Source organism: Helicobacter labetoulli (assembly GCF_003670275.1).
In the GTDB taxonomy this organism is placed as follows: Bacteria; Campylobacterota; Campylobacteria; order Campylobacterales; family Helicobacteraceae; genus Helicobacter_C; species Helicobacter_C labetoulli.
Genome location: NZ_QXJF01000001.1, coordinates 1 through 24,016, shown reverse-complemented (window position 1 = coordinate 24,016; position 24,016 = coordinate 1). Strand labels below are relative to the sequence as shown.

Below are 24,016 nucleotides of genomic sequence, written 5' to 3'. Positions count from 1 at the left end.
TCAGTCCTTTTTCTCGTGGTTATTTTGTAAGAATATTTGACTGCCCGGGCTTTTGTATATACGCCCTACGCGTCCAATAAATTGTGGCAAAAAGTTTAAATCTTTTGTGTAAAGCTCATCAGCGATATAAAAGCTTTTTGCTTCAAGTAGCACACTTTTACTATCGCCAAGCTCTAGCACATCATATAGCTCACACATAAAAGCGACTTTTATCCCTTGTGGCACGGGTGGATAGTTAGATTCTATAATCTCAAGTGGAATGTCAAACTCATTTGCCTCACTGACATTGTAGTCTAGCTCATCACTAGAATCTTGCAAGGCTTGAAGATGTGAAAGCTCACACATACTGATAGTAGCCTTTTTTGATTGTATGATATTTCTAAAAGTATCTTTTTGACTACCATCACTTTTTTGCATTATACAAAGTGAAAAAATGGGTGGATTCACGCTAATTGGGGCAAAAAAACTAAATGGTGCAAGGTTTATATTGCCACTTGGAAAAATCGTGCTAACCCACGCGATTGGGCGGGGGGTTATGGTGTTGCTTAGAATCTTGTAGCGTTGCAATGGTGTGGAGCTATGTGCGTCAATTATCATTATTTAGCCTTTTTGGTTGATTTTCTAGCACTCTTAGTGTAGAAGTGATAACTTCTTGTGGCGAGATGAGCTTCATACAATTATGATGTTTTAAAGGGCATTCACGCTTTTTGCAAGGAGAGCAGGGCAAGTCAATATGAAGTAAGGTAATGGACTGCTCTGTGTGGGTTGGGATATACGGAGCTGTTTCATTTATATCTGTGGGTCCAAAAATGGCTACTATTGGGACCTTCAACGCTGTGGCGATATGCATAGGTCCGCTATCATTAGTGATAAAAACATTCATAGCGTTGATATAGTCAATTAATTCGCTTAAGCCTGTTTTATCTGTGAGATTATGAAAATATTGTAAGTTTTTATGATTCTTTAAGGCAGAAGCAATATCTGTATTTGCACTAGATTCAGCGCTTGAGCCAAAGAGATAGACTTCATATTCTCTATCTAAAAAGTATTGTATAACTTCTATAAAATACGACTGCTCCCATCGCTTGGCACTTCCAAAGGCAGCACCGGGATTTATGCCGATGTTAGGCTTATTTGAGCAAATCTGTATAGAATCCGCAATAAGTTGCAAAGGCTTTGTTGAGAGGGTATTTAAAATTTCATTTGGCATTAGAATCTTGTGTGAGATTGTCTCTTTTGGGGTGTTATTTGAGTTATTTGCTTGTGTGAGCTTATGGGCTACTTGCTCTCTTACTTGTAAAAGTGGGGCGATGAGAGAGAGATATAAAAGCACTTGATGATATTTTTTGCCTTGTAAATTTTGCTTTTGTAATTTTAATGCGTGGGTAAGCAAGAATCCACGAGCGTTTTTTGCGTAACCTATACGCACAGGGCTTTTTATGAGATACAAAAGCAGGGCAGAAAAAAAGGTGTTGCTAAAAGTAATGGCTAAGTCGTGTTTGCCTATGGCGTTGGCTAAGTCTTTTGTGGCTAGGATTCTAGATTTAGCCTTTTTGCTTTCATCAATAAAAATATGTTTAATGCGTGAATCTCGCTCATAGATTCCACAACTCGCCTTTGTGCCTACAAGGCTAAAATCAGCACAGGGGAAGCTAAGCTTAAGCCATTCAAACGCAGAAGATACCATAACGCTATCGCCTAGCCAATTTGGCAGCCGCAACAAAATGCTTTTAACATCTTTGGTATGAATTGTATGATGAGACTGAAACAAGATTCTAACTCCACAAATTAGCATAATGCAATAAAGTCAAAATTGTAGCAAAGAAAAAGCCAAAAAATTCAAAAATTAAAGTATGTGAGAATAAAAATAGTTAAAAATATAGCCGAAATACAACATTTTTAAGATAAAATCTTGCATTTATCTTAAAAAATCTAAACATCGCACCAAAAAATGTAGAGTTTTGGAATTTTAATAGGTTAAAATTTTGCTTTTTTATTCTAGGAGGTTTTATAATGGCACTTATCACACCCCGCACACTTAGTGGCTTTAAGGATAGATTACCCAAAGAGGCTCTTGCTAAAGCTCATTTGTTAAGTAAGGTTAGCAGTGTGTTTATGAACTTTGGATTTGTCCCCATTGAGACGCCGCATTTGGAATATGCTGAAGTGCTTGTAAAGCAGGGGAGTGAAGAGATTCAAAAAGAATTGTATCGCTTTAAGGATCACGGGGATAGAGATGTAGCGTTGCGTTTTGATTTGACTGTGCCTTTAGCACGCTTTGTCTCGCAATATAAAAACGAAGTGGATTTGCCTTTTAAACGCTTTGCTATTGGGAATGTGTTTCGTGGAGAGAGAGCGCAAAGGGGGCGATATAGGGAATTTACACAATGTGATTTTGACTTTATTGGGAGTGATAGTATCTCTTGTGATGCGGAGATTCTGCAAGTGATATACGCTTCGCTTGTGGGGCTTGGCATAGATGAATTTACTATTTGGCTTAATCATCGTAAAATCTTAAATGGAATCTGCGAGTATTGCGGCATTGTAGGGGAGCGGAATGTCAATGCGACTTTGCGGATTATTGATAAGTTAGATAAGATTGGAAAAGAGGCTGTAAGTGCGGAACTACAAAAAGAGCTTAGTCTTTCTAGCACTCAAGCTGATAATCTGCTAGAATATACTTCAATCAAGCAGCAGGGCGATAGTGAGAGCTTTTTCAAACAAATATCATTTATGGAAGAGTGGAATGAAAATACAAGGGAAGGCATAAAGGATTTAAAAGCCTTGTATACGGTGCTAGAGCCTTTACAAATGGATAGGGATACTTATCGTGTGAATTTTTCAATCGCTAGAGGGCTTGGGTATTACACCGGGATTGTGTATGAAACAACGCTGAATGCCCTAAAAAGTATAGGGAGCGTGTGTTCAGGTGGGCGGTATGATAATCTCACACGCACCTTTTCTAAGGATAAAATGAGTGGTGTGGGTGCGAGCATTGGTATTGATAGGCTTTTAGCAGCACTTGAAGAGCTAAATTTACTTGATAAAAAGGCAACTTCCGCTCGTGCGCTTATTGTTTGTATGGATCGTGCGTATTTTGGTTACGCGCATTTTCTAGCAGAATCTTTCCGCCGCTCAAAAGTCCCCATTGAAGTTTATCCAGAGGTGAGTAAGCTTAAAAAGCAGTTTGGCTATGCTAATGCCAAAGGACACGAGTTTGTTATCGTAATTGGTGAGAGTGAGTTTAACTCAAAAACGCTTACTTTGAAAAATATGACTTCAGGTATGCAAATGGATAAGCTAAGCTTCCTTAAAGCTTTGACACTCATTCAAGAAGATGAGCTAGAGGAGCTAAAGATTTGAGATGATATACAAACTTTAAAAAAGGAGCGAGGAATGATAGAAACTACAGAATGGGATTTAAAGGCACTTTTTAGGAGTGAAGAGCAGCTTGAGCGATTTATGCTTTCTCTCAAGCGTGATGCCAAGCAGTTTGCTAAAAAATATGAAGGCAAGCTAAGTGAGATAGAGCCACAGGGGTTTTGTGCGGTTATCAAGGAATATGAGGATATTTTAGAGGGTATTGGACGGGTTATGACCTTTGTATTTTTGGGCTTTGCTAAAGATACCACACAAGGTGATATATACGCCAAATATGAGCTGCAAACTACACAGATTCAGAATCTCGTGCTATTTTTTGAACTAGAGTTTTGCAAACTCCCACAGCATAAGCGGCAAGAATGTATTGAATCTAGCCCACAATACTCCTATTTTTTACAAAAGCTTATTGAGCAAGATGAGTTTAGTCTCTCACTTAAAGAAGAAAGGGTGCTTTTGGCTACTTCACCGGTTGGTGTGGGGGCATTTTCTCGGCTTTTTGATGAGCATTTATCTCATCTTAGTTTTAAAAATCCTATACCAAATGACAAAGCAAACACCAAAAGCCCTGTGCAAAAAAAGATTAAAAAACAAAAAGCTAGTTTAAGTGAAGAAGAGATACTTAGTTTGTTACATCATTCTAAACGCAGTGTGCGTAAAGAAGCTCAAAAAATCTTTACCAAAAAGCTTAAAAAATCACGCCATCTATTAAGCTATATTCTCAATATGGTGTGTAAGGATTTAAATATTATGCAGTCGTTGCGTGGATACAAACTCCCTGAATCTTTTCGGCATTTAAGTAATGGTGCGACACAAAAAAGTGTCGATAAGCTCATTGATATTGTGAGTTCGCATTATGGGCTTGTTGGAGAATATTACACGATAAAGGCAAAGTTGCTTGGCATTAAGCGTTTAAAAGACTATGATCGTTACGCACCACTTGAATCTAAGCAAAGTGATGTGAGCTATAATGACGCCTTGAAGCTTGTGCTAAAGTCGTTTGGAGATTTTAGCAAGGAGTTTAAAGACATAGCTTCAAAGGCATTGAAAAAAGGCTGGGTAGATTCACACCCTATGGCAAATAAACGCGGTGGGGCTTTTAGCCACGGAAGTGTGCCAAGCGCTCACCCCTATGTGCTTTTAAACTACACAAATTCTCGTCGTGATGTTTTTACAATCGCTCACGAGTTTGGGCATATGATTCACCAAGAGCTTTCAAAAACTCAAGGTTATCTCAATATGGACACGCCACTTACTACGGCAGAAACCGCCTCTGTTTTTGCTGAAATGCTACTTTTTGATACATTGAAAAATTCTCTCCATAAAGATGAGCTGATTCCGCTTTATGCTGGGAAGCTAGAAGATATTTTCTCAACACTCTTTCGTCAAGTTACAATGACACATTTTGAGCGGAGGATTCACGCTCTAAGTGATGAGCTTAAGGCGGAGGATTTTGATAGAATCTGGCGTGAAGAAAATGAGAGAATGTTTGGGGAAAGCCTTGAGTTAAGCAAGAATTATGAAAGCTGGTGGTGTTATATTCCTCATTTTGTGCATTCACCTTTTTATTGCTATGCGTATAGCTATGGACAATTGCTTGTTTTGGCTCTTTTTGGCTTATACAAATCTCAAAAAACACCACGCAACAAAGAGAAATTTATCCAAAAATATACGGAATTTTTATCGCTTGGGGGAAGCAAGAGTCCCAAAGAGCTAATCAGTGCGTTTGGGCTGAATCTAGAAAGTGATAAGTTTTGGCTCATCGGTATGAATGAAGTGCAAAAAATGCTTACGGAGTTTAAGGAGCTAGTCAATGCGCAAGATACTCTTTCAGCCGCAGTTTAAGTCGGTAATGAACACACATACGCGGGATATTTTGCAGTTTTTAGTTCAAAATAGTGTTAATTTCAACATTTTGTGTGATATGAAAAAAGCAAGTTTCTCTCCACAGCTACCCGAACATATCACAAGCACTTTTAATGAGATTACGCTTTTTGTTTTGGCGGGATACACTTTTGAAAGCATAGAGTTGCACGAGGGCTGTATGAGTTTTGAGGCGGGGTTTGGGAGTGAAAATATTGGGAGCTTTGTAAGCATTGAGTATGAGGGAATTGTGCAGATTCTGCTTCACGATAACGATTTGTTGCGTGAGATTCCACTTTTTACCAATGTAAGCCACCCTTGCTTTTATAACTTTTCAGAAGAAGAGCTACAAGAGATTGAATCTATTCAAAGAGAGGGGCTAGAGCAGTCCAATCTCGCCTTTGCGTTAAATCCAGAAAATGGTAGATTTTTTAAAAAATAATTAACCTTTTAAGGGATAGTGCAAATGAAATGTGCTACAATCGGGGCATTTAAGAATAGAATCTATAAGGCTAAGGAGTTTTAATGGATAAGGTGCAATTAGAGGTTTTTGCATTTGAAGCAGGTGTGGATTATCTCCCTTATTATAAAAAGCTATCTTTTCAGGTAAAAAGCAATCAAACTTTGCGAGATTTGCTTATATTTTTGAGCCAAGAAATAAGTGGATATGCCTGTGATGTGGAGCATTTGGCATTGCGGATTAATGGTATTGCTATTTTTGAGAATCTTGAAATGATTGATTTGACTCAACGATTTGGCAATGAATGGCAGATTGAGCCTATAAGCACTTATTATGCGTATAAAGATTTACTTATTGATAAAAAGGCGTTGAGAAAAAAATATGATACATTTTTTGCGTGGGCGGACTTTTTGAGTGTTGAGGAGAGAGAAGAGCTAGATAAATATCTTTTGCTTAATCTCATTACGCCGATGAGTAATGATGAGTATTTAGGAGATGGATTTTTCTTGTATCTTAAATGGTTACTTGCTCGCCACCCAGAGAAGCTTGGCGAGATTTTAGAGTGGGTGATTGAGCATCAAAGTGGAGTTTTAAACTTTGTAAGTTTGACAGATATGGTATATCCACGCGGCACTGCACTTGATGAGGAAATATGGGAATTTATAGAGCTTGTGCTTAGGACAAAACACAAGCAATTCAGTCATTTATACACACTCAAGGAGATTTAGGCTATGAAGTATATTATATATGGCAGATATGAAAACGCCAAAGCGTTGCTAACCAGCACAGGAGAGCTTTTTTGGAGATTGCAGCTTGAGATAATAAAGCCAAAAGATTCATTGCTTGATTGTGGTGGATATTTTGCAAGGTTTGTGCAAAAAGATGTGTTGTTGCGTAATGTCGCCTACAATCTTGCCTTGGCAAACTCGCTGAATGCCACGCTTGTTTTTTTAGAAGAAGATGCGTATGCTAATGCGTTGTATGCTAAAACACTTATAGAATCAGATTCTGAACTTATGCGTGATATTGAACAGCAATTTTTACATCGCTTTAACTTGCTTTATGATAGTAAGGTGCAGATGAGTTATCTACCAGATTTGTTAAATACTATCAATTTTGAATCTCTTATCCAAAAAAGATTTTCACCCTTTAGCTCCATTATTGTGCGTGGAGCTTATCAAGGGCATTTACCCAAAAGCACAAATCACGGACTTTATAAAAAAATTGATTTAACAATGCTTGAAAATCCAATCGCATTACAATATTATGCTCATCTCTTACAGAGCAATTCGCAAAGTGCGTTATATAATAGTGCAAGATTATTTTTTGATTTGGCAGATTTGGGGATAGATTTTATCCTTACGCATTCATTAAGTCAATTTGAGATGTTGGATTCTAAACGAGCTGGACTTTGTAGAGCGTATAATCGTGATAATATCGCATTGCCCATTGTGTTTTTGCCCCAAATTTTACTTCTTGCTTTTGGAGAAAATGACCCTAAAAAGCTCGGTTTTAACTATCATCAGCAAAAAGTAGAGATGTTTTAATGCAGGCGTTTTGGAAACTTCTTCTAGCGGCGGTTGTTGGGGCGACTTGGTATCATTTTGGTGGGGAAGATGCTGCAATGGCGTTGGTATTTTTCTTTATCATCGTGGGTGTGCTGTTTATGAAGCCTATTCGCTATCAAGACCCAAAAAGGCGTGAACAGTATATGCAGAGAATCCGTGATAGTAGGGAGAAAAAAATTGCCCTTGAAAATGAGAGGATTGAAGAGCTTAAAAGGTTAAAAAAAGCTGAACGAGAGCAAGAAGAAAAGCTAAAAAAAGATTTTGAAAAACGCATTAACAAACGCTAAAGTAAATTTTGCTAAAATGCCGCAAAACTCACAAAAGGATAATAGATTATGGAAATCGTACTTTTACTCATTGCTGGAGTTGTTATATACTTTCTTTACAACACTTTGCAAGATTATCTTAAAAATCCACTTCATCAAAATCCACAAAATATGCCTTTTGGCTCAAATAATGCGGATAATACACCTATAAATTTTGATAATCCTTATCAAATGCAAGATCCTTGGGTAGGTAAAATCAAATCAAATGAATTTTCAATTCTTGCAGCTATTATTGCGCGGGTAGTGTGGAGTGATGAGCAAATCTGCCTTTTGGAAAAGCAGCTTTTAGATGAGATTCTAAGTGATATGGCAGCTGAATCTAAGAATCCACGATTGAGCAAGGAGGAGCTAGAAGAGATTGTCCAAAAAGAGCAAACACCAAGTATCAGCCTTGATGAGCTATGTGAGAGCTATGTGGCTTTAACAAAGGGTGAGTATAAAAAGCGGTTAAAAGTTGTGGAGTTTTTATTTGCCCTTGCGTATGCTGATGGTAAGCTTGAGGATTCTGAGCAAGAAAGCATTGTGGATATTGCGGCGTATTTTGAGATAGCTAATGATGATTTTAATGCCATATACAATGCGTTTGAAAAAGAATATGCTGATGAGCTGAAAATGGATTTGAAACAGGCTAAGGCTATTTTTGAGCTAACAGATACAAATGAGCTAGACAAGGCAAAGCTAAGCGAAAAGTATCATAATCTTATCAAGCAGACAAAGCAAAATATTTTTGATAATAAAAATATCAACAAAAGCTTTCAAGATACTTCCCTTACTTATCTTAAGGAGATTGATAAGGCTTACTCAATTTTGCTAGAGCTATTAGAATCTAAAGGAGAAGATACAAGCAAACAAGAATATTCAAGCAATGATGAGAAACAGGAGGTAGAGCAGGATAAATCACGCAAGGGTTGGGATTTTTAGGAATATTATTTGCTTATATTCTGTTATTTAATGGAGGTGCAGAGTGGATATTACAAAAACTAATCACGGCGGTGTGCAAGGGCTACTCGCCAATATTTATAATGTCGCTAATCAACCGCAAAATGCAAATAGAACTCGTGAATCTGAGCAGGATATTAATGGCGTTGATAGCCTCCATAATAGAGACAAATCCACACATTCCCTACAATATACAGATATTACCAAAAGAATTGAAGATAAGTTTTCTCCATCTCAAGAACTGGAAAAGGCTAGGGAAATTGGCGGTGAGTTGGAGGGTGGATTCAAAGATAAGACTTCTTTTGAGAATCTTGCAAAGACACTCAAGCAAGAGGGGTTGATTAATAGTAACGAAAAAGTTGCAATGGATTATCTCAAAAACAACTCATCAAAATTAAGCTTTGATGAGTTTGAGAAAATTGCCTCAAATGATAATCACAGCAAAGAAATGAAGGGGCTTATAGATTCTGTTGTGAATAAGATGAAGTTTATTGACAATGTAAATGGCGGAATTTTTTAAAGAAACAATTTTTACTTCATTGACATATTCCTTAAAAAATAGCTTTTTTCTTAAAGTCTTACCCAAAAAAAAATAAAGCATTTAAGTAGCTTTTTACGCGAGAGAATGTAGGGCGGATTTCAAAATCTTAAAATTTAATTTGTAAGAGTTTTAATCTATAAAGTTAAGTGAAAAATAGCTCCCCGAAGTGGAGAGCTAAAAAAATCAAAAGGCTTTTTAGCCAAGAGATTCTTCAAAATGTTAAGAGATTAGCTTTCTACCCATTCTTGAAGCTTTTTGTAGAGCTGAACCCCAATGCGTTTGGCTGTGAAGCTAAGCGAATCATCAATGTTACTTACACTAGTTGTAAATACAGCATTTTTGCGGCAATCATAGATTGTCATAATCGCATCAGCTTTAATTGTATTCCCGTTAATAAGCACCATCTTAAGCTTAACATTAATCACATTCTCCGCCTCTGAATCAAAGTTGTAAAACTCTCCTAGCTCCTGTGCAAGTTCAGCTGAGACAATATCAGCCTCTGCACCTTGAATCTGAAGCCGTGCGGTGGGCATGGGCGAGTTTGCGGAAAGCGTATCTTCAAGTGCTGAAAGATCCCTTGTATTCACACCAAGCGAGTGCAAAAGCATTCCATAAAGACTAAGTTTATCTAATGCATACGCTAGACGCATTTTGTCTTTGATTGAAATGCTACTGCATTGCGACATTCTATTAAAGTTTAAAGCACCATACTCTTTGTTAAATGAGTTTTGAAACTGCTTAATGAGTGAAGCTTTTGGAATCTGAGCTTGGACAAAATATTGATTGTCCTTAAACTCATCTTTGACATAGCTCACATCACTTAGCTCAATCCCAGCCGTATCAAGCTTGACTTCATTGCTCACACTATGTGTGATATGGGAATCTTGCCTTTGTGTGTGTGATTTAAACTGCGAACTCACCTGCACACTTAGCTGATTGCTTATATCACTTAATGCTCTTGCTTTGGCGACATCAAGCGTTTTGGCACTACCAAAGCCAATCATAAAAGCTTCACTTTGTGCGTTTTTACCAAACCAAGTAGGTTGCTTAGGCGAATCGCCACCGCAACCAGCCAACCAAAAAACAGCCCCTATCGCTAAGATACCTATTAACCGCATTCTCTACCAATCTTTATTCAGCACTAGAGCTTAAATCAAGGTTTTCCAGCATTTCTCGCTTCATATCATTGGGGATAAGCCTGTTTTGAGCAATTTGCTTTTTTACATTTGCTTCAAGTTTTGCTTTGTTACCTTCATCAAGCTTTGCAAGAACAAAAATGCGTGAGCCATCATCAGTTATCCAAGTGTCAGTTTGTTTTGTCCCACTAAGAATCGTATCTGTGCTTTGTTTTGTAATTTCCTCTGTGATAGACTGCATACTCGCATCACCCATATCACTTTTAGTTTTGCTTTTAGCATTTAAAAGTGAGCCTTTAACACTTACTGAAACTTGTCGTGCGATTTCATCTCTAGCTAAAGCAAGGGCTTCATTGCGCGCAAAGCCTAAATCTCCACCTACAATTTCCGCATCTCCAATAGCACTCATATCGCCTTGTCCAGCATTAAGCACCCAATTTGGCGCACCTTTAAGATTGAGAGCCTTAAGTGCTTTTTTATCTATGCTTTTACCGCCAACCCCAAGTGAATCATCGCCACCACAGCCAATGAGTAATAATGCCGCTACAACACTTCCTGCTAACAATTTTGCCTTTGTATTCATTTTATCTCCTTTGTTTTTAGTTTTAGAATCTTACCAAGTTACCGATGAGTTTGAGCCAAGCTTGATGATATTGACTTCATCGTCCCAGACAACAGTTCCATCTTTAAGATTGGTCAGTGTAAGTAAGAAAAAATAATCTGTGCGTTGCTTTGAGCCAACTTTTGTGTTCTTTTGCACGATTTTCCCAGAGAGTGAAAGTTCGGCAGATTTTAGATTGCCTTTTTCTATGGTTGTGCGTTGATCAAACTCATCATTATCACGCGCACTTCTTGCCATATCAATGCCTTTTTCAGTCTTTGCCCCTTGAGCTAGAGTAAGCACAAACTTACCACTATTTCTCATATCGCGTGTAATCTTACGACTAAGCTGGTCGGTATCAATCGTCTGCATAGTGTCATTAATTACACCAGAAATCATAACGACTCTTTTCTTCCCACCTTGTGAGATTTCACGCACTTGAGCACTGCTCAAAAGAGACTGCACACTATCAGTGGCTGCCTTTTCAATATCGTGGTAATCTAAGCCCATACTCGCATACGCCTTAGAATTTGACGCATCTACATATTCAGGTCCGCCACTGCACCCAGCTATGAGAAGTGTGCTTAAAGCCACTCCACACGCTACTAACTTCTTATTCATTGATTCCTCCTTTTAGAATTTGATAAGTTGGATTTTTACCTTTTGAACGCAGATAAAGAATGTTATCATTTTTATCGCACAAAACAATAACATTGCTTACTTTTTTCTCGCTTTCTGTATCTTTTTTGCAAGAAAAACTTACTTCATACAATGTGTTGCCATCGGCTTGAAGTGCAAAATCTAACGCATTATTTGGCACTTGCAGAGCTAAAACTCGCTTTGGCAGAGCTGTTGTGATACGCACATCAGCATTATTTGTAGCTGCAGAATAAGCCGCTCCAACAAGCGATCCTACAATCGCTCCAGTCGCACCAAACTGATCGCCACCCACATTATTTAAAGTCGCTTGAGTTGTTGCCTTTAAGATGGCAGAGCTTATAGCACGAGTAAGGATAAAAGGGAGTTTTTCACTAAACTCATTTGCAATAACACCATCGGTATCACTTACTTCAAAAGCCTTGTATTCTCTCTTGTTCTTATGACTCACTGCTTGGTATAAACTTGCACTTGGGATACCCTCTTTCAGTTGTGGGATTGACACGCCCACGTGCAAGACACTTTCACTTACAAGATATGCAGGTAAGTCAATGGATAGCTCTTCAAGTGAAGCACTTTTGCCATCTTCTATGATAAACCAAGTGTATTTTGTTTTATCACCCCTTTTGCGTTTATTCATCACTTCTAAATCCTGATTGATTACATAAGCGTGAGTGATTCCATAAGCCTCTTTATACAAATCAGTCGCTTTTGAGTAATCCGCCTCACTCATAAAAAATAGAGCTGAAACATAGCTTACAGCTGGGTTAATAAAGCCTTCATAGATATTAAAGTTTTTAAGGTTGCTATATTGAGATTCTAAAATAGAAGCTGTGCTTTCCTTGGTATGTCCAGCATTAATATTTTTAAGATCCTCATTTGAAGCATTTTCCTTCTTGCTTTCTTCCATTGCTTTATTAATATCTTTTCTAAAATACTCCTTTGCCCTGCGTTGCCTGTCATTTGCTCTATTAAACTCTACACGAGCCAAAGCGTAATCTCCTAGCTCCATAGCATTTAACGCTTTGTAGTAGTTAAATAAAACGCCCTCATAGATATTGCCACGATAGGTTTTGACATTTTCATTCACAAGCACAGCACCCACATTGCCAAATAAGCCACCCATCAAGCCTTCAGATTCATATTTGTTAAACAATCCCTCTCCTTGTTCTAGCAAAGTTGCAACATCTTCTTGTGATGAGCCAAAGCCACTGACACCCGCTTGTAGATTCCATAAAACATCTCCAGAATCTCCTGCTTGTGATTTTGCGTATTCATAAGCCTTTGTATCCTCTCCACCATAATAGTGTTCGTTGAAAGTTTGCAAAGCCCCTTGATGAGAACACGCAGTCATTAAAATCAGCCATAATGGCACTAAAACTGAATAAACATACCTCATTGCACTCCTTTTGTGTAAAATTTTGAGAGGGTTCATATTATATTTTTTTTTTTTTTGATTTCACTTAAACTTCACAATGTTTCAATAGTATGCCAGACTTCATTTTATATTAAGGATTTTAGGGGATAGAATGACGCATTTTAGAGCCTTTAGCAGAATCTTACTTATTTGCATTTTTGCAGGGTGTAGCACAAAGATTCCAAGTCTTGAAGAGAGTGCAGAGCAAACGCATATCCCACAAAAATTTCATAATATTGCTTCACTTGCCAAAGATTTATCATCTCAAGATTCACAAATAAAACAAGATACAGAATCTACTCAAAATCACACAGATGATATGCCCTTTAGTCTTAAGCAATTTATAGCACTCATTGATGATAAAGAGCTTCATTCTTTGCTTCACATTGCTTTAGAAAATAATACTAATGTGCTGACAATGACTTCTCGTATTAAGCAAGCCAAATCGCAAGTAAAAATCAATACCGCAAGTATGCTCCCTACAATCAATGGTAGCCTTAACTCAAGCTACATTGATAGACGCACCCTTTCACAAACCACAGCTATCCGCCCCGGAGCAAACTCCATAAATGCAAGTGTAGGTATGAGCTGGGAGCTTGATTTGTTTGGGAAGCTTAATGCTTTGCGTCAATCAAGTAAAAAAGACTATGCCATCGCTCAAAGCAATCTCGCCTACGCACAAATCTCGCTTATTGCCGAAGTGGCAAATCTGTATTTTACATTGCGTGATAATGCTAGAGCGTTAAATCTTGCTAAGAATACGCTTAAGAATCTTGAAGAGATTGAATCTATCAATACTCAAAAGTTGCATTTTGGGCTTATTGACATTGCTACATATCAAAGCTTTGTGGCAAATACCACGACACAAAAAAATAGCTATGAAACCCTGCTTTATACCTTTGAACAAAATAAAAATGCCCTGCTTGTATTACTTAACATTGAATTGAGTGAGCTGAATAAACATATAGATTTTATGGAATCTGTTTATACTTTTCCACAAATTGCAACATTTCATATAGATAAAATGCCAAGTGAGATTCTGCTCTCTCGCCCCGATATTGAATCTAGCTTATACGCCTTACATTCTCAACTTTACAAGCAAACTAATGCAAAAGCTGCAAGGTTGCCTAGCATTTCTCTTAGTGGCTCTGTAGGTGAGATTCTATATAGCAGTGCAGGGGCTGGGTCGCTTGTTTTTCAAATCGCAAATTCCATTACCGCCCCGCTTCTTAATCGCACATCTTTAAAGCAAAACTACCTTATTCAAAAGGAGCTAAGTAAAGAGGCATACTACACTTTGCAAAATAATATTAACACCGCTTTAAGTGAAATTGAAAATGCCTTGTTTGATATAGAATCTAAAAAACGACAAACTCAAAATACGCAAAATGCCTATGAAGTGGGAGTAAAAGCTTATGAAAGTAATAGTGCCAAAAATACGCGTGGAGTGCTTGATACAAATGATTTTTTAACACAAGAAAACACTTATCTATCTTTGCAAACACAGCTTTTTAACGCAAAGACAAATGAGATTCTCTCACTCATCACGCTTTTTAAAGCATTAGGTGGGAATCTCGCACTAGAAAGTGTAGCACAACAAACTTCAACGCAAAAGGTAGAATGATGAATCTATATCAAACATTAAAGCCCAAAAAAATAAGAAAAAAGCTCACGCCTCTAGCGTGGGGCATTATCATCGCTATATTAGTTATCATCATTCTAGGCAGTGCTCTTGTGTGGTGGCTGCTTCAATCAAAAGTAAGTTTTGAGAGCACACACGCAACAAGAGGCGATATACAATCAAGCATTTCGGCTTCTGGCTCACTTTCCCCCGTGAATGAAGTGGAGATAGGGAGTGTTATCTCTGGGCTAGTGCTTGAAGTGTTGGTAGAAGAAAATGATGAAGTGAAAAAAGGGCAGATTCTAGCTCGCATTAATCCTGAAAGCATTAATCAGCAAATTGCCAAATACACCGCACAGCTTAATTCCGCTAAAGCCCAACTCAAAGCAAGTGAGCAAACTTTAAAGGATAAAAAGTGGAATTATGATAGATTGCAAGAGTTGTATAATGCGACAAATGGAGCTTCTCCCTCGCTTTTAGAGCTACAAAATGCCAAGACAAATTATACAAGTGCTCGTGCTGATGTGGATATTAAACGCGCTTCTATTGTGGAGATTCAAACAAGTATTGAAAGTGCTAAGATTGATTTAAAAAATTCCGAGATTATCTCGCCCGTTGATGGCATTGTGCTTACTCGTAATGTGGAAGTAGGGCAGAGTGTGGCGGCGAGTTTTCAAGCACCAACTTTGTTTAAGGTAGCTGAAAACCTAGAAGAGATGCAGCTTTATGCAAGTATTTCGGAAGCTGATATTGGCAAAGTCAAAGAGGGGCAGGAGGTTACTTTTAGCGTTGATGCTTATCCAGATAGAATCTTTCACGCAAAGGTTAATCGTGTGAATTTTGGCTCAGGTGATGGCAGTTCTAGTAGCTCAAGTAATTCAAGTTCTAGTAGCTCAAGCTCAAGTATTATTATCTATCGTGCTAAAATTGAAGTGGATAACAAATCCTTGCTTTTACGCCCTGATATGAGTGCTACAGCTGATATTATCACTGCAAAGGCAGAAAATGTCCTGCTTGTGCCAAGCTCGGCTTTGTATTTTGACTTAAACAAATCCTTGCAAAAAGTGGGGGGTAAAAAAACTAGCTCATCTCTTGGGAATATGTTTGCCCCGCCACCTCGCCCCAAAGCACAGATTCATAGCAAACAAAAATCTCATACAAAAACGGGGACTCTGTGGATTCTAAACAATGGCAAGGCAGAATCTGTGAGCGTGGAGCTAGGCATTAGCAATGGGAATTTTACGCAGATTCTAAGTGGAATTGATGAAACAACGCCCATCATTACAAATATAAAGATGAAGTAAGGCAGAGATATGGAATCTCGTAATTTTATTGTCCTAAAAAATATTCATAAGACTTATGGCAAGGGAGAGAGTGCGTTTGAAGCATTAAAGGGCGTGAGTTTGCAGATAGATAAGGGGGAGTTTGTCGCCCTTATGGGTCCTAGTGGATCGGGTAAATCAAGCCTTGCCAATATTCTAGGCACACTTGATGTGGGGAGTAGTGGAGAATATCACTTTGGGGATATAGATGTGTTTAGCTTATCTCACAATGAACGCGCCTTGCTCCGCCGCAATTATATAGGCTTTATTTTTCAAGGATTTAATCTCCTGCCCCGCACAACGGCACTTGAAAATGTGGAGCTACCCTTGATGTATCGTGGGGTGAAAAAGGCAGTGCGTGAAGAGATAGCCTTGAAAGCGCTTGATAAAGTAGGGCTTAGAGAATGGGCAGAGCATACAAGTGCCAAGCTAAGTGGCGGACAGCAGCAAAGAGTGGCTATCGCTAGGGCGATCGCACAGGAACCACTTTTTTTACTTGCCGATGAACCAACGGGGAATCTTGATACCAAAAGAAGTGTGGAGATAATGGAGATTCTAAAGAGCTTAAATCAAAGTTTAGGTATTACGATTCTTATGGTAACGCACGAGCCGGATATGGCGAGATATGCCAAGAGAGAATTGCATTTTTTAGATGGTAAGTTGGTGGCTGATTCACAAAGCGATACTTTAAACGCTCAAAAGGCTGAATCTTTAAGGGCGGATTCTATAACTACTGATACTTTAGAGATGGATTCTAAGGGGGATTTATGATACTCAATGCCTTTATGTTAGCCTTTCGGCAGATAAGGCGGAATTTTCTACGCGCATTTTTGACAATGCTTGGCGTGATTATTGGCGTTGGGGCGGTTGTTGTGATGATTAGCATAGGCAATGGCACAACCAAAATGATAACAGATAGAATTTCTTCACTTGGAAGCAATCTTTTGCTTGTGTTTCCTGCAAGGGCTATGAATCCAAGTGGGGCAAATTTACGCCGTAATTTTAGTTTGCAAGAAGCCCAAAGGCTACAAGCCCTTACACAAGATTATATACAAGCTGTTGCACCCATCTTGCAAAGTTCAGTTGTGCTGCAATTTCAATCTCAAAATACCACTACACAGGCTCAAGGCGTAACGGAAGGCTTTTTTGAAGTAACGCAATGGGATAGTAGTGAGGGCAGGGACTTTGAAGAAAATGAATATCGTGTGGGGAGTAATGTCTGCTTGATAGGCGAATCTGTGCGAAAAAATCTTTTTAATGAGAGTAATCCGCTCGGGCAGAAAATCCGCTTAAATAACATTGTATGTGAATGTATAGGCGTTTTAGAATCTAAAGGGCAGGGCGGTATGGGAAATGATCAAGATGATGTGATTTTACTGCCTATGAAGGCGTTTTTACGCTCTGTTTCAGGGAATAACTCACTCTTTTTTGTTAATCGCTTAATGCTTAGGGCAAAGGATAATGCCGATTCCACAGAAATACTTCCTGTTTTAACTCAGGCTTTGCGTGAAGTGAGAAATGTCCGCGTTGGTGAGAAAGATTCCTTTGAGATTATGGATACTAAGCAAATTGAGCAAACACTTACTTCCACGACAAAAAGGCTAACAGGGCTTTTGGGTATGATAGCGGGGGTGAGTTTGATTGTTGGGGGTATTGGCATTATGAATATTATGCTTGTTTCTGTAACCGAGCGGACAAAGGAGATTGGGACGCGTATGGCGATTGGGGCGTTGCAAAGTGAGGTGCTTATGCAGTTTTTGATTGAATCTATTACACTAAGCTCCTTTGGTGGTTTGATTGGGATTATATGGGCGTTTTTTGCTTCACTTGGATTAAGCTATTATATGGAGATTCCATTTATTTTTGATGTGCCAACAGCCATTGTTGCCTTTTTGTTTTCTGCTTTTATTGGAATCTTGTTTGGCTATCTCCCAGCTAGACGCGCTTCAAAGCTTAACCCCATTGACGCCCTGCGACACGAGTAATAAACAAAAAGGGCAAAAAAGTAGTAGAAAGGCGGTGCAAAAAAAAAGGGGGGGGGGGACAATAAAAAGAAAAAAGGGAGATAGCCTTACTTCCCACACCCCAAATTTAAAAAGTCTTGCTCTTTTAAATCGCTCACAGAATCTTTAGAAAATACCCTGCCTTTATGTGTGCGTATTAGCTCTGTGAGATAAGGCATATTGACATAGGATTTTAGAATCTCACTTTTTTGTGCCATATCTGCAAGGATTCTTGCGTAAAATACATCTCCTCCGTGAAAACCATCTAAAAACTCGCAATTGTCATTATGTAAAACTGCCGGATTGTGATAGTTGAAAAAAGGGATGTGATATTTTTGCAATGTTGCAAAGAGTTCATCAATATAAGCATATTTTTCTTGTTTGTCCTGCATAGCTTGATATACACTTGGAGCAAGAGGAGGGATAAAAATAACAACTTGTATATGATGTTTTTCTAAAAGATTGAGTATATCAAATAAATCCTGCATACGCTTTGCATCTATGTGGGAAGCATATTCAAACCTACTTATTCCTTGTGTAATGCGTAACAAGGTGTCAGTAAAGTTGGCATCTTTAGTCTTTTCGTTTTTAAAAATCTCTCCATACAAATATGAGCCATCTTTGAAAAAGCCCCTGCCATTATATATGGCATTTAGTCCTAAAGAATCAAGATTGCTATAAGGATTTGTAATAAAATGATTGTCTAAGAGATATTGAGATTGAAAGAATTGCTGGTTGTAAATATGTTTTGCTATATCAAGTATCTTTGTTGTGCTAATATTTGTCCCTGTGATATTAAAATATTCTCCCCTTTCATAGTTTGGATATAAAGCATTAAACCACCAAATATCAAGCCCTAAGATGACTATTTCAGGTTTGTAAAACTTTAATACTTCTTCTAAAAATAACCTCCCTTCTTTGAGTGTATTCATCGCATTACCCGCACTCACAAAAGAATCTATAAAAAACTTTTCTCTAAACTGCAATACCCTAGAGGCACCAAGTGCTATAATCTTTGGCTTTATCTGCTTCACTAGCTCAAGCTTGTAGGCAAAGACATTTTCATTTAATGCTGTGCCATAAATGGAGTTCTGCTCCAGTTGTCTTTTCACAATGCTTTCAAAGCTATTATGTTCAAAGATTCTAGAGAGATAATAAAATATGCCTACAAGCAGTAGTCCAAATATAAGCAAAATCATAAAATAAGATAAAACAAACTTTTTATATTTCATCTTTGCTCCTTAAAAATTAAAATATAAAAATTGTTGTGCTTTATCAATGGAAAGAAAAGCTATAAGCGAAAAAAGAGCGGTTGTAAAAAGATTGAATCTTGTAGGCTTGAAATGTGCTGTTTGTTCCACACTATTTTTGAAACATAAACACACAATAAAAGCCCCTAGAATCCACAATGGCGTTATAAAGCTCCCCTCTATCTGCTCTAACCACCAATGGAATTGAATCCCATATTCACTTAAGAATCCAAGCCTAGATTCTAAAAAGCTAGGTAAGACTATGTCCCCACCAAACATTCCCTTTAACAGATTCACCGCCCCTTGCAGATTTTCAGCACGAAAAAATACAAAAGCCACAAGCACGAGTAGAAAAGTGAGTAGCCAACCTAGAATCTTTGGAAACTTAAATTGTAGAATCTTACTCCATTTTTTACTCCAATATTGATGGATCACAAGGGCTAAGCCGTGTAAAGCCCCAAATATCACAAAGCCCCAGCCAGATCCGTGCCAGATTCCAGCGATGAGAAAAGTCAAAAATGTAGCCACCATCATTTTGGCAAATGTAGGATTCTTAAAAGCTCTAATCATAGGCGTATAGATATAAGTGGTGATGAAATTTGTAAGGCTTATATGCCACCTACGCCAAAAATCAGAAATATTACACGCTTTAAATGGGGAGTTAAAGTTAATAGGCAGTTTGATATTAAACATAAGTCCCAAAGCCACAGCCATATCACTATATCCGCTAAAGTCAAAGTAGAGCTGAAAAGCATAGCATAAAATACTCGCCCAAGATTCAAAAAAATTAAGAATCTCGCCATTTTCTACCACACTAAATCCAGCATTCGCCCACCTTGCAAAACTATCAGCAATGACTACTTTTTTAAATAAGCCAATGGAAAAGAGAAATAGCCCAAGAGAGAGATTCTTATAGTTTAGAATCTTATTATTCGTATCGGCAAATTGGGGCATCATCTCTTTATGATGCAAAATAGGACCGGCAATAAGATGAGGGAAAAATGTAACAAAAAGTGCGTAATTGATAGGATTTCTCTCTTTCACCAAACCTTCATAGCAATCCACCAAAAACGCAATTTGCGTAATAGTAAAAAAGCTAATCCCCAAAGGCAACACAATATGAAGTAGCCCAATGTCACTGCCAAAAACCAGATTCACATTCTCTATAAAAAAGTCCATATATTTAAAAAAGCAAAGTAATGAGATATTAAAAATAATTGCGATGTAAAGCAATTTTTTATTACTCAAAAATTGCATACTGCCAAGCTTTGCTTTCTCTTGAGCTTTTAGCATAAAGCCAGAAATCGTATAATTAAAGCCAATGGAGAGTAGCAAAAGCGGCAGATACATAATATTCCAATATGAATAAAAGAATAAACTAGCAAATGTAAGCCACACAATAGAAGTCCTATAAAAGCCTTTGTGATTAAGCATAAAATACACACAAAACACCACAGGTAAAAAGGCAAAAATAAAGATATATGATGAAAATAGCATTAAAACACCTCTCCGCCAGATATGATGAGATTTTCGCCATTAATGTAGTTAGATTCTCTGCTTAGCAAAAAGAGCAGTGTAGGTAGGACATCATCTATTGTAGCGTTGCGTTTAAGCGGGTGATTATAGGCGTTTAGCTCTATTATTTTTTCATTTATATTTGATAGAAATTTTGTTTCAATCATTGATGGAGAGATGGCATTAAATTGAATATTTTTGCTTCTATACTCACTTGTGAGCGATTTAAGTAAGCCTAAAAGTGCATATTTTGCTGTTACATAATGACTTAGCGTCGCAGGTGGCACGCCCATAGTGCAGCTTGAAAGCATAAAGACTACCTTTTTATCCCGCTTATCTTTTTGCCTTACAAGCTGCGGTATAAAGGCTTGAAGAATGTGAAATATGGATTCCAAAGAGATACTTAAATGTGTTTTATAATCCTCCCAAGCAAGTTTGCCAAAATGTGTATTGCAGATTCTAGGGGAAGCTAAATGAACGATCTTGTTAGGTATAGCTATGGTTTGAATATGTGTTATCATCGCTTGTATTTGATGTATATCGCTCAAATCACATTGCAGTGGAATAATGTGCCTATCACTAAAACATTGTTGTTTGAAAACATTATTGCTATGATAAAGTGCAAAAATGGTAGCTTTAGAATCTAGCCTTTGAATAAGCGATACACCCAAATCAGAACTTGCTCCGGTAATAAGAATGGAATCTTTCAATATTGTCCCCTTGTGTAAAATCTCTAGTGTAAAACACCCGCTTTGATATGTCCTTTGGCAATTTTAAATGGTTTTACCCCTCCCCCCGTATTTTCAATAGCCACTTTAATAGTGATTTGCTTGTATGCTTCTTGCTTTTCTATCACTTTTCCTGTAATCTTTAGCATATCGCCGACATACACAGGCTTTAAGAATCCAATAGCCACTTCGTGCAGTAAGCAAAACTTACCGGGGAGATATACACCTGCAAAGGTTGATAGAAAGCTCGCACTTAGCATTCCATACACTACGCGATAATTGAAGCCATTTTGCTTTGCGTAAGTAGAATCTATATGCAAAGGATTTGTATCATTGGTAAGCTTTAAAAATGTATCCATTTTTTCTTCACTCACACTAAACTCAAAAGTTTCTGTATGCCCTATGCTAATCTCATCAAATGTGTAAGCATTCATTTTACACACGCTTTTTGATAATAAGATTCAGCATATCACCGACATTTTTAAGCTCTTGCAGTTCGCCCAATGCAAATTTAACGCAAAACTCTTTTTCAATCGCAGCAACTAAATTAATATGACTTAAAGAATCCCATTCTTCAATATCTTCACTATGAGTTTGCTCTGCAATATTGAGTGTCTCATCATCAAAAATATCTCTAAAAATATCTTGCACCTTACTATGAATTGCTTCTTTAGTCATCATTTACTCCTATAAAATAAGCTTTGGGCTTATACTTGTCTATATCAAGCTGCCAAATGCTATCATCGCCATCTTGTGCTTTCAAGCTAAAGCCAAAATCGCTATATAAATCTGCTACCATAGCGTTTTTCTGCGTTTTGTAGTAGTAACCTATAAGTGTTTTCACGCCCTTAGTTTTTGCGTGTTTGATAAGGGTATCAAGCATAGCATACTCCATTGTCCGCTTTAGGACACGGCAGCTCATAAGCCATAAATCAATATGTGCCGTTTTATCCTCTATTCTTGCGATGAGTAGGGCAATAAGCCCATTATCGCCAAACCTATCTTTTAGCCGCCCCTGCAATGTGATAAAGCTAGAATCTTTTGCTATGGATTCTAAAGTGGCTTGTGTATAGCGTTTAGTGGTGAGATTAAACTGATTTGTTTTATTTGTAAGCTGTGCTATACGCTCCATAAATAGAGGGGAAAATGGAATAATTTGGGCTTTCATAGCAAGGCTTTGAAGAAACTCGTTATAGTTTGTAAATGCACTTAAAGCCTCATCTCTTGCCTTGTTTTGCGTATAGTAGCTATTACGCTCTAAATCCTCTTGTGATACAGAGATGCTTTCAAAATAGCCATTTTTATCAATATGGGGGATAAAATCTAGCACATCTACGCCAAGCATTTGAGAGACAGCTTGAGAATCTCTGTCAATTTGTTGGTTGTGAGATTCTGGGACGGCTACACTTGGCAGAGATTGTGAAACAAGATGTCTTTCAGTTGGATTATCATCAATAAATACAAGTGTGTTTAGCCCAATATTTAGCTCTTTAGCTATGACTTTTATATTCTCACTTTTTAGATTCCAATTTGCCTGAAAACTCATAAAATCGTCAAATCGCAAAATGGAGCTAGGGTGTGTGAAGCCATTTTTAGCATTTTCATATTCATTTTTAGAGCAGACACTCAGCATAATACCACGATCTTTTAAGTCTTTAATGTATTTTTGAAAGAGCGTATAGCTCTCTGCCAATGGTGTTTCTGTTCCTATATGTATCCCACTTAAGCCATCATCGCCTATCACACCTCCCCACAGCGTATTGTCTAAATCAAGCGCCAAAGCCTTTTTATTGATACCAAAAATCGCTTTGATGATATGGCTTAGATTCCACGACAGATGTGGTATGCACTCAAGACTTAGGGCATATTTTGTCCTTGCATAGAGCGAGAAGTCATACCATTTTTCTAGTCCAAGACTAGCTGAAAGATAGCAAATATCGTGTATATAGAGATTTGGGGTTTCATATATTTTTGTGTGGATTTTCGCATTCAGCGTGTGGATATACTGCGTTTTCGCACTCGGCAGGATAGAATCAAGATTGCCATAGATTCTATACGGAGGCAATTCAAAATTATTTTGAATAATCGCACATTGATATGTATCGCTTAGACTTTGCCACACTTGAGTAAAAGCCGCCCATTCACTCTCATCAAAACGCACATTAACAAAGCTCGTGTGAATGTAGATAATATCTGGCTTAAAATCCTTCAAAGCTTTATTTTCAAAAATAGAATCTTCATAAAATTTATTATATTCACTTTGATAAAAATGCGGCACAATCCCGCAATCAAGCAAAAATAGCTCAAGCATATCACATACTTCTTGCGTACTAGATCCACCCAAAATAGCAATATTTTTGTGTAAAGTGGATTCTGTATTCGTTTGTAAAGTATCTAGCAATTGTCTCTTAAGCGATTTTTTCTTACGCAAAAGAAGTGTAGAATCTAGCGGATAGGAAAAAAACATAAATATCCTTGAACCTATTTTAAAAAAGTGGCGTAAAGTTTAAAAGGTGCTAGGATACAAAAAAAAAAAAAACAAAACAAGGGGGGGGGGGGTGGTAAGGGACAATTGGGATAAAATAAAAAAATTTTTATAAGTGTTTTTCCCCGCGATAATACTTCCAAAATTCCCCCATTTAAACAGTACCTGTCTCTTATACACATCTGACGCTGCCGACGATCTTACGC

The 24,016-nt window shown here is 37.7% G+C and carries 24 protein-coding genes; 12 read left to right on the top strand and 12 right to left on the bottom strand.

The features are described from left to right. Positions 1-597, bottom strand: a complete 597-nt coding sequence (locus EBF12_RS00125; protein ID WP_121725841.1) for a flavin reductase family protein — start codon at positions 595-597, stop codon at positions 1-3. Next, a complete protein-coding gene (waaF, locus tag EBF12_RS00120; protein WP_121725840.1) occupies positions 587-1,795 on the bottom strand; it encodes a lipopolysaccharide heptosyltransferase II in 1,209 nt (402 codons plus the stop codon). The genes EBF12_RS00125 and waaF overlap by 11 nt, the downstream gene beginning before the upstream one ends. Positions 1,796-2,013: 218 nt before the next feature. Between waaF and hisS the strand changes: the two genes are divergently transcribed. The 8 genes from hisS (at position 2,014) to EBF12_RS00080 (ending at position 9,054) form a co-directional block, all read left to right on the top strand. Then, positions 2,014-3,363 carry a histidine--tRNA ligase gene (hisS, locus tag EBF12_RS00115; protein ID WP_121725839.1) on the top strand — a complete coding sequence of 450 codons (1,350 nt, stop codon included), beginning with the start codon at positions 2,014-2,016 and terminating at the stop codon, positions 3,361-3,363. 36 nt (positions 3,364-3,399) lie between these two features. After that, positions 3,400-5,223, top strand: a complete 1,824-nt coding sequence (locus tag EBF12_RS00110; protein WP_208630925.1) for a M3 family oligoendopeptidase — start codon at positions 3,400-3,402, stop codon at positions 5,221-5,223. Further along, positions 5,192-5,683 (top strand): hypothetical protein, encoded by a 492-nt coding sequence (locus tag EBF12_RS00105; protein ID WP_121725837.1) that lies wholly within the window; start codon positions 5,192-5,194, stop codon positions 5,681-5,683. Before EBF12_RS00110 ends, EBF12_RS00105 begins: the two co-directional genes overlap by 32 nt. A gap of 83 nt (positions 5,684-5,766) precedes the next feature. Continuing rightward, positions 5,767-6,429 (top strand): DUF5644 domain-containing protein, encoded by a 663-nt coding sequence (locus EBF12_RS00100; protein ID WP_121725836.1) that lies wholly within the window; start codon positions 5,767-5,769, stop codon positions 6,427-6,429. Between the two features lie 3 nt (positions 6,430-6,432). Beyond that, entirely contained in the window at positions 6,433-7,248 is an 816-nt protein-coding gene (locus EBF12_RS00095) for an HdrB C-terminal domain-containing protein (RefSeq protein WP_121725835.1), read from the top strand. Then, positions 7,248-7,556, top strand: a complete 309-nt coding sequence (locus tag EBF12_RS00090) for a hypothetical protein (RefSeq protein WP_121725834.1) — start codon at positions 7,248-7,250, stop codon at positions 7,554-7,556. The genes EBF12_RS00095 and EBF12_RS00090 overlap by 1 nt, the downstream gene beginning before the upstream one ends. Before the next feature lie 48 nt (positions 7,557-7,604). Then, on the top strand, positions 7,605-8,516 hold the full coding sequence (locus EBF12_RS00085) for a TerB family tellurite resistance protein (RefSeq protein ID WP_121725833.1): 912 nt from the start codon (positions 7,605-7,607) through the stop codon (positions 8,514-8,516). A 43-nt stretch (positions 8,517-8,559) separates the two neighbouring features. Next, on the top strand, positions 8,560-9,054 hold the full coding sequence (locus EBF12_RS00080; protein WP_121725832.1) for a hypothetical protein: 495 nt from the start codon (positions 8,560-8,562) through the stop codon (positions 9,052-9,054). Between the two features lie 248 nt (positions 9,055-9,302). On the opposite strand, the gene EBF12_RS00075 is transcribed toward EBF12_RS00080, so the two are convergent. From EBF12_RS00075 to EBF12_RS00060, 4 genes are read right to left on the bottom strand one after another with little or no spacing between them, the layout of a single operon-like run. After that, positions 9,303-10,193 carry an LPP20 family lipoprotein gene (locus EBF12_RS00075; protein WP_244196261.1) on the bottom strand — a complete coding sequence of 297 codons (891 nt, stop codon included), beginning with the start codon at positions 10,191-10,193 and terminating at the stop codon, positions 9,303-9,305. A gap of 13 nt (positions 10,194-10,206) precedes the next feature. Next, the gene (locus EBF12_RS00070; protein ID WP_104716988.1) at positions 10,207-10,794 is read right to left on the bottom strand and encodes an LPP20 family lipoprotein; all 588 of its coding nucleotides are present in this window, start codon (positions 10,792-10,794) and stop codon (positions 10,207-10,209) included. A 30-nt stretch (positions 10,795-10,824) separates the two neighbouring features. Continuing rightward, positions 10,825-11,433 carry a penicillin-binding protein activator LpoB gene (gene lpoB, locus EBF12_RS00065; RefSeq protein ID WP_121725831.1) on the bottom strand — a complete coding sequence of 203 codons (609 nt, stop codon included), beginning with the start codon at positions 11,431-11,433 and terminating at the stop codon, positions 10,825-10,827. After that, on the bottom strand, positions 11,426-12,868 hold the full coding sequence (locus EBF12_RS00060; protein WP_121725830.1) for a COG3014 family protein: 1,443 nt from the start codon (positions 12,866-12,868) through the stop codon (positions 11,426-11,428). The genes lpoB and EBF12_RS00060 overlap by 8 nt, the downstream gene beginning before the upstream one ends. Positions 12,869-12,998: 130 nt before the next feature. Between EBF12_RS00060 and EBF12_RS00055 the strand changes: the two genes are divergently transcribed. From EBF12_RS00055 to EBF12_RS00040, 4 genes are read left to right on the top strand one after another with little or no spacing between them, the layout of a single operon-like run. Further along, complete coding sequence (locus EBF12_RS00055; RefSeq protein ID WP_121725829.1) at positions 12,999-14,510, top strand: TolC family protein; 1,512 nt, start codon at positions 12,999-13,001, stop codon at positions 14,508-14,510. Beyond that, complete coding sequence (locus tag EBF12_RS00050) at positions 14,510-15,811, top strand: efflux RND transporter periplasmic adaptor subunit (RefSeq protein WP_121725828.1); 1,302 nt, start codon at positions 14,510-14,512, stop codon at positions 15,809-15,811. Before EBF12_RS00055 ends, EBF12_RS00050 begins: the two co-directional genes overlap by 1 nt. Positions 15,812-15,820: 9 nt before the next feature. Continuing rightward, positions 15,821-16,600 carry an ABC transporter ATP-binding protein gene (locus EBF12_RS00045; RefSeq protein WP_002956663.1) on the top strand — a complete coding sequence of 260 codons (780 nt, stop codon included), beginning with the start codon at positions 15,821-15,823 and terminating at the stop codon, positions 16,598-16,600. Continuing rightward, positions 16,597-17,814: an ABC transporter permease gene (locus EBF12_RS00040; protein ID WP_121725827.1), complete on the top strand. Its 1,218-nt coding sequence runs from the start codon at positions 16,597-16,599 to the stop codon at positions 17,812-17,814. Before EBF12_RS00045 ends, EBF12_RS00040 begins: the two co-directional genes overlap by 4 nt. Positions 17,815-17,900: 86 nt before the next feature. On the opposite strand, the gene EBF12_RS00035 is transcribed toward EBF12_RS00040, so the two are convergent. Genes EBF12_RS00035 through EBF12_RS00010 form a run of 6 tightly spaced genes read right to left on the bottom strand, consistent with a single transcriptional unit; the run spans position 17,901 to position 23,792 of the window. Next, entirely contained in the window at positions 17,901-19,064 is a 1,164-nt protein-coding gene (locus tag EBF12_RS00035; RefSeq protein WP_121725826.1) for a hypothetical protein, read from the bottom strand. A gap of 9 nt (positions 19,065-19,073) precedes the next feature. Continuing rightward, positions 19,074-20,579, bottom strand: a complete 1,506-nt coding sequence (locus EBF12_RS00030) for an MBOAT family O-acyltransferase (protein ID WP_121725825.1) — start codon at positions 20,577-20,579, stop codon at positions 19,074-19,076. After that, on the bottom strand, positions 20,579-21,307 hold the full coding sequence (locus EBF12_RS00025) for an SDR family NAD(P)-dependent oxidoreductase (RefSeq protein ID WP_014666732.1): 729 nt from the start codon (positions 21,305-21,307) through the stop codon (positions 20,579-20,581). The genes EBF12_RS00030 and EBF12_RS00025 overlap by 1 nt, the downstream gene beginning before the upstream one ends. A gap of 23 nt (positions 21,308-21,330) precedes the next feature. Beyond that, positions 21,331-21,759 (bottom strand): MaoC/PaaZ C-terminal domain-containing protein, encoded by a 429-nt coding sequence (locus tag EBF12_RS00020; protein WP_014666731.1) that lies wholly within the window; start codon positions 21,757-21,759, stop codon positions 21,331-21,333. A gap of 1 nt (position 21,760) precedes the next feature. After that, positions 21,761-22,003, bottom strand: coding sequence for an acyl carrier protein (locus EBF12_RS00015; protein WP_014666730.1), 243 nt, complete (start codon positions 22,001-22,003; stop codon positions 21,761-21,763). Further along, positions 21,996-23,792, bottom strand: coding sequence for an HAD-IIIC family phosphatase (locus tag EBF12_RS00010; protein ID WP_121725824.1), 1,797 nt, complete (start codon positions 23,790-23,792; stop codon positions 21,996-21,998). Before EBF12_RS00010 ends, EBF12_RS00015 begins: the two co-directional genes overlap by 8 nt. Between the last annotated feature and the right edge of the window lie 224 nt (positions 23,793-24,016).

What these genes read in the sequence shown, in the direction of transcription:
- EBF12_RS00125 (WP_121725841.1), bottom strand. Translation starts at nt 597, where the DNA reads ATGATAATTGACGCACATAGCTCCACACCATTGCAACGCTACAAGATT.
- waaF (WP_121725840.1), bottom strand. Translation starts at nt 1,795, where the DNA reads ATGCTAATTTGTGGAGTTAGAATCTTGTTTCAGTCTCATCATACAATT.
- hisS (WP_121725839.1), top strand. Translation starts at nt 2,014, where the DNA reads ATGGCACTTATCACACCCCGCACACTTAGTGGCTTTAAGGATAGATTA.
- EBF12_RS00105 (WP_121725837.1), top strand. Translation starts at nt 5,192, where the DNA reads ATGCGCAAGATACTCTTTCAGCCGCAGTTTAAGTCGGTAATGAACACA.
- EBF12_RS00100 (WP_121725836.1), top strand. Translation starts at nt 5,767, where the DNA reads ATGGATAAGGTGCAATTAGAGGTTTTTGCATTTGAAGCAGGTGTGGAT.
- EBF12_RS00095 (WP_121725835.1), top strand. Translation starts at nt 6,433, where the DNA reads ATGAAGTATATTATATATGGCAGATATGAAAACGCCAAAGCGTTGCTA.
- EBF12_RS00090 (WP_121725834.1), top strand. Translation starts at nt 7,248, where the DNA reads ATGCAGGCGTTTTGGAAACTTCTTCTAGCGGCGGTTGTTGGGGCGACT.
- EBF12_RS00085 (WP_121725833.1), top strand. Translation starts at nt 7,605, where the DNA reads ATGGAAATCGTACTTTTACTCATTGCTGGAGTTGTTATATACTTTCTT.
- EBF12_RS00075 (WP_244196261.1), bottom strand. Translation starts at nt 10,193, where the DNA reads ATGCGGTTAATAGGTATCTTAGCGATAGGGGCTGTTTTTTGGTTGGCT.
- EBF12_RS00070 (WP_104716988.1), bottom strand. Translation starts at nt 10,794, where the DNA reads ATGAATACAAAGGCAAAATTGTTAGCAGGAAGTGTTGTAGCGGCATTA.
- lpoB (WP_121725831.1), bottom strand. Translation starts at nt 11,433, where the DNA reads ATGAATAAGAAGTTAGTAGCGTGTGGAGTGGCTTTAAGCACACTTCTC.
- EBF12_RS00060 (WP_121725830.1), bottom strand. Translation starts at nt 12,868, where the DNA reads ATGAGGTATGTTTATTCAGTTTTAGTGCCATTATGGCTGATTTTAATG.
- EBF12_RS00055 (WP_121725829.1), top strand. Translation starts at nt 12,999, where the DNA reads ATGACGCATTTTAGAGCCTTTAGCAGAATCTTACTTATTTGCATTTTT.
- EBF12_RS00050 (WP_121725828.1), top strand. Translation starts at nt 14,510, where the DNA reads ATGAATCTATATCAAACATTAAAGCCCAAAAAAATAAGAAAAAAGCTC.
- EBF12_RS00045 (WP_002956663.1), top strand. Translation starts at nt 15,821, where the DNA reads ATGGAATCTCGTAATTTTATTGTCCTAAAAAATATTCATAAGACTTAT.
- EBF12_RS00040 (WP_121725827.1), top strand. Translation starts at nt 16,597, where the DNA reads ATGATACTCAATGCCTTTATGTTAGCCTTTCGGCAGATAAGGCGGAAT.
- EBF12_RS00035 (WP_121725826.1), bottom strand. Translation starts at nt 19,064, where the DNA reads ATGAAATATAAAAAGTTTGTTTTATCTTATTTTATGATTTTGCTTATA.
- EBF12_RS00030 (WP_121725825.1), bottom strand. Translation starts at nt 20,579, where the DNA reads ATGCTATTTTCATCATATATCTTTATTTTTGCCTTTTTACCTGTGGTG.
- EBF12_RS00020 (WP_014666731.1), bottom strand. Translation starts at nt 21,759, where the DNA reads ATGAATGCTTACACATTTGATGAGATTAGCATAGGGCATACAGAAACT.
- EBF12_RS00015 (WP_014666730.1), bottom strand. Translation starts at nt 22,003, where the DNA reads ATGACTAAAGAAGCAATTCATAGTAAGGTGCAAGATATTTTTAGAGAT.
- EBF12_RS00010 (WP_121725824.1), bottom strand. Translation starts at nt 23,792, where the DNA reads ATGTTTTTTTCCTATCCGCTAGATTCTACACTTCTTTTGCGTAAGAAA.